General features: G+C 65.4%; 4 protein-coding genes. 1 reads left to right on the forward strand and 3 read right to left on the reverse strand.

Annotated elements, in window-relative coordinates; translation table 11 throughout:
* Positions 1-423: 423 nt before the first annotated feature.
* Positions 424-2,682 carry a LuxR C-terminal-related transcriptional regulator gene (locus ACWDTP_RS37450; protein WP_450028269.1) on the forward strand — a complete coding sequence of 753 codons (2,259 nt, stop codon included), beginning with the start codon at positions 424-426 and terminating at the stop codon, positions 2,680-2,682.
* A gap of 20 nt (positions 2,683-2,702) precedes the next feature.
* On the opposite strand, the gene ACWDTP_RS37455 is transcribed toward ACWDTP_RS37450, so the two are convergent.
* Genes ACWDTP_RS37455 through ACWDTP_RS37465 form a run of 3 tightly spaced genes read right to left on the reverse strand, consistent with a single transcriptional unit; the run spans position 2,703 to position 4,714 of the window.
* Positions 2,703-3,236, reverse strand: coding sequence for a hydrogenase (locus ACWDTP_RS37455; RefSeq protein WP_450028270.1), 534 nt, complete (start codon positions 3,234-3,236; stop codon positions 2,703-2,705).
* Between the two features lie 9 nt (positions 3,237-3,245).
* Entirely contained in the window at positions 3,246-3,782 is a 537-nt protein-coding gene (locus ACWDTP_RS37460) for a carboxymuconolactone decarboxylase family protein (RefSeq protein WP_450028271.1), read from the reverse strand.
* Between the two features lie 11 nt (positions 3,783-3,793).
* Complete coding sequence (locus ACWDTP_RS37465; RefSeq protein ID WP_450028272.1) at positions 3,794-4,714, reverse strand: NADP-dependent oxidoreductase; 921 nt, start codon at positions 4,712-4,714, stop codon at positions 3,794-3,796.
* Positions 4,715-4,817: the final 103 nt, after the last annotated feature.

The following is a 4,817-nucleotide window of genomic DNA, read 5'->3' on the forward strand; positions in this document are numbered from 1 at the left end:
CGCCTTCACCAAACTCGGCATCACCTCCCGAACCCAACTCAAACAACTCACCCACCCCCCGGAGTGAGCAGTCCGGCGCCGATCGGGGCCACTAGGCATACACCGGGCGGGCTCTAAAAATCACCCGCTGGGCGATGGTGACGGCCCATCCGAACTGCCAACGTAGTCGTTGTACTCCGTATCGCCGCGACCGCGGCCGAGCAACCGGAACCGCCGTTGGAGAAGTGCCCCGACGCCGAAGAAGGGGGACCCGATGATGAACACCGCGCTGGGAATGTTGGTGATGCTGCCGGTCGCGTTCGGCCTCGGCGGATACGTTTTGGTGTCCCGACGGCCATGAGCACGCCGACGCTCACCGAGAACGCGCCGATACCCGGCTCTCCTGCCCGTACGCTCGGTGCAACCGATGCGCGGAGTTCGGACATGGTTGACGCGAATGGACACGGCAACAGCGACGCCGGTCAAGGCGATGAGCGAGCAGTTCTGCTCGCCACCAAGCTGTACGTCCCCAGCACGGCAGGTCAGCTCGTCGACCGGGCCGCATTGCTGGACGCGTTGGCCGTCGGCCTGCGGCGCAAGGTGACACTGCTGAGCGCGCCGGCGGGCTGGGGCAAGACCACGCTGCTGGCACAGTGGGCTTCGGCGGCCGATGAAACCCACCGCTTCAGCTGGCTGTCGCTGGATCCTTCCGACAACGACCCGGTGTGGTTCTGGATGTACGTCGTCGCGGCGCTGCAAAAAGCCAATCCCGGGGTCGGGACCCGTGCGGTCGAGCTCCTGGCGGTGGGTGCCGACCCGATGCAGGTGGTTCTGCCGACGCTGCTCAACGATCTGCACGCGACTGCCAGCCCGATGGTGCTCGTTCTCGACGACTACCACCTGGTGGTAAATCAGGCCGTTCATGACCAGATGGCATTCGTCATCGGCCACCTGCCGGTGAACTTTCACGTGGTGCTGGCCACCCGATCGGATCCGCCGTTGCCGTTGGCACGGCTGCGGGCTCGGGCCGAGCTGGTCGAGATGCGAAGCAACGACTTGCGGTTCGGAACCGTCGAGGCGGGTTGTCTGCTCAACGATGTGCTCGGGCTGGGCCTTGGTAGTGCCGACATTCAATTCTTGCAGCGGCGCACCGAAGGGTGGGTCGCCGGCCTGTACCTCGCCGCTCTCTCGCTCGCCGGGCCCGGCGATACCGCATCGTTGATCAAGATGTTCGCCGGCGACAACCGGCACATCGTCGACTACCTCATGGTCGAGGTGCTCGACCAGCAGCCGGCACAGCTGCGCAGCTTCCTGTTGCGCACCTCGGTGTTGGGACGACTCAGCGGTACCTTGTGCGACGCAGTGCTGCAGACGTCGGACTCGGCATCGATCCTGGAGAGGATCGAACGCGAAAACCTGTTCGTGGTGCCGCTGGACATGTCGCGACGCTGGTATCGCTATCACCATCTGTTCGCCGAGCTGCTGCGTGCCGAGCTGCACCGCAGCGAGCCCGATCTGGTCGCAGGCCTGCACCGACGAGCGGCAGCCTGGTTCGAAGCCGAGGGTCTTGTCGACGAGGCGGTGCGCCACCTCGTCGCCGCCGGCGACATCGAGCAGAGTGCGGATCTCATCGCGTCCGACTGGGTTGACGAGTTCAATGCGGGTGGGTTGACCACAATCTCCGGCTGGCTCGACCTGCTGCCGGACCAGACGGTTTCAGCCGATCCGCGGCTCAGCGCGATTCGTGCCTGGATCGCGTTGAATACCGGCCACTTCGACGACGCCCACGAATGGATAGCGGCAGTCGAAGCCGCGGGCGACGCCGCCGGCCCCCAACTCGTAGTCCTGCGTGAGGTCCACGCGTTCAAGAAGGGTCACGTCGCCACCGCCCTCGACGCCGCGCGTCGAGCCGTCGCGTCTGATTTCGAGGACGCCCCGCAGGCCCGGTCGGCCGCTTACTGCATATACGGAGCCGCACTGTACTTCTCGGACCGCGTCGACGAGGCCCAACCCATCTTCCGCCGGGCCGCCCAGCTGGCCGAGAACCTCGGCAACCATGGCGACCGTCGGTACGCACTGGGTTATCTGGCGATGATCTCTGCCCACCACGGTCAACTCGCGGCCGCCGAGGAACTGATTCGCCGCGCAACCGGCAGCACCAAGGAACTGGCCGACGGCGAGCACTTCGTCGACATGATGGTGTCGCTCGCCACGGCGATCATCCTCGACATGCGCGGCGACGCGGTCGCCGCCGCGGACGCCGCAGGCATAGCCGTCAGGCTGGCCCACAAGGGCGCCGGAACCCTCGAGGTGGTCAAAGCGCTGCTCACCCAGGCCGACATCCACAATCACCTCGGCGATCGCCAGACGGCGACGGCAAGCCGAAACGAGGCCGGCGCCCTGCTTCACGGTGGCGTGGATACCGATATCGCCCAGAGGTTCTCACCCCACACCGATCTGCGCGCCATGGGCAATCCGGTATCCACCTCCACTCGGGCTCAACCAGTTCGCGAAGAGCTGACACCCAAAGAACTCGAAGTCGTCGGTCTGCTGGCCACCAGATTGTCGCGCCGCGAAATCGGCCAACGGCTCTATGTCTCACTGAACACCGTCAAAACCCACCAGCGTGCGCTCTATCGCAAGCTCGGCGTGCAGGACCGGAGGGCGGCCGTCAAACGGGCACGCGACCTCGGCCTGCTGTAATCCGTACGGTTCACAGCGGATCAGTCGCCGGTGACGCTCGGCAATTCGATTCCGGTACCGGCCTCCCGTGAATCGGTACCGCGGCCGTCCAGCTGCCGGTTGCCGACGCTGAGACCCCACAGGAGCAACACGACCGCGACAGCGATGGAGCAGGCGATGCTACTGAACCCTGCTCCGGCGACCCGTTCCTGCCACGGTTTGGCGCGGTGTCCTTGCGAGAGAATCGGATTCGCGGCCGCCGTGCCCCACGCTGCGCCGACGACGGTGAACAGCCAATTACCGTACGTGCCGTACAGCGCCGCCCACCGTGCCACCTTCTCCGCACGTGGCGAAAGCTCGATATGCCCCCAGACGGCCCCCACCGCGATCAGAAACGTGCCGTTCACGACGCCCTGGAGATGCGCGGACAGCCCCATACGCATGTTCTTGAAGCGGCGCTCCTGCGTGCCGGTCACCAGGCCGATCAAGAACAAGAACATGCCGTGCCACATCATCCGTCGATCTGCGGCTCGCACCACATCCTCCTCTTCACGCTGTCCGCGTCCGGTGTTCACGTCACCGGGTCACAGCGAGACGACCGGCCAGTCGTTCTCCACGCGGGCCATCACATTGAAGTAGTTGGTCATGATGTTCAATGACAGATTGGCGATCAGCTCGCCGATCTCCTCCTCGGTGACACCCGCCCGACCCGCGGCGATGATGTCGGCCTCATCGACATCGCCTGCGTTCTCGACGATGAGGTTCGACAGCGTCAGCAGCGCGTCCACATGTGGATCTTCGGACTCACCACTGCGGGCCCGTTCGAGTTCGGCCGCTTCGACTTTGGTGATGTTGGCGCCGATGTAGGTATGCGAGGACAGGCAGTACTCGCACCCGTTGAGTTGCGCGGTGGCAATCGCCAAACGTGCCCGCACCGCCGCAGGAATCGAACCGGTGGCCACCGCACTGAAAAGTGCCAGATAGCTCTTCAACAGGGCAGGACTGTTGGCCATCACCTTCGTCATGTTCGGAGTCGAACCCAACGTCTTCTGCACCTGCGCCAACAAGTCGGCGGCCTTACCCGAGGCAGCATCGGGCTCGACAGCGACAAAGTAGGTCATCGTCATTCCTTTTAGTCTTTGGTGATGGTGAGGATGGTTTTGCCGGGGGTGCGGGTGGTGGGCGCGAAGGCGGTGTGGGCTTCGGCGAGGGGGTGGGTGGCGCCGATGAGGGGGGTGAGGCGTCCGTTTCGTACCAGGGTGGCGAGGTCGGTGAGGCGGGCGCGGTCGGGTTCGACGAGGAGGTAGAGGGCCCGTCCGTTGGGTGGTTGGGTTTTGGGTGGTTCGGCGATGGTGATGAGGGTTCCGCCGGGGCGCAGGAGGGCGGTGGAGCGGGTGAGGATGTCGCCGCCGATGACGTCGAAGATGACGTCGGCTTGTCCTGCGTCTTCGAGCTTTTCGGTTTCGAGGTCGAGGAAAGTGTGGACGCCGAGTTTGGTGGCGTGGTCGCGGTCTGCGGTGCGGCCGGTGCCGATGACGCGGGCGCCGATGTGGCGGGCGAGTTGGACGGCGATGGATCCGACGCCGCCGGCGGCGCCGTGGATGAGGGCGGTCTGTCCGGGGGCGAGGTGGCCGTGGTCGAAGAGGGCTTGCCAGGCGCTGAGTCCGGAGATGGGCAGGGCGGCGGCGGTGGTGTGGTCGATGTCGATGGGTAGTGGTGCGAGGTTGCGGGCTTCGACGGCGGTGTATTCGGCCAGTGAGCCGTTGCGGGCCCAGTCGGTGATTCCGAATACTCGTTGTCCGATGGTGAGTCCGGTGGTGCCTTCGCCGAGTTCGACGACGACACCGGAGAGTTCGTGGCCGGGGATGCTGGGGGTGCGGTCGCGGCCTCCGCGGTCGGTCCAGGTGGGTGGCCAGTCGAGTTCTCCGGGGGTGAAGCCGGCGGCGTGGACTTCGACGATGACGTCGTTTTCGGTGGGTTGGGGGCGGGGTAGGTCGGTCAGTGTCAGGCCGGCGATGCCGGCGTCGCGGTCTGAGACGGTGATGGCTTGCATGGCCGGTTCCTTCTGGTGTCGGCGGTGATTGTTGTTGGGCGGACTGGAGTTTGGTGTTTCTCCTACGGTCCGTAGCCGAACATACCCCGGGATGGTCGATGGT

This window comes from Mycobacterium sp. NPDC003449, from assembly GCF_053588415.1.

What these genes read in the sequence shown, in the direction of transcription:
- ACWDTP_RS37450 (WP_450028269.1), top strand. Translation starts at nt 424, where the DNA reads ATGGTTGACGCGAATGGACACGGCAACAGCGACGCCGGTCAAGGCGAT.
- ACWDTP_RS37460 (WP_450028271.1), bottom strand. Translation starts at nt 3,782, where the DNA reads ATGACCTACTTTGTCGCTGTCGAGCCCGATGCTGCCTCGGGTAAGGCC.
- ACWDTP_RS37465 (WP_450028272.1), bottom strand. Translation starts at nt 4,714, where the DNA reads ATGCAAGCCATCACCGTCTCAGACCGCGACGCCGGCATCGCCGGCCTG.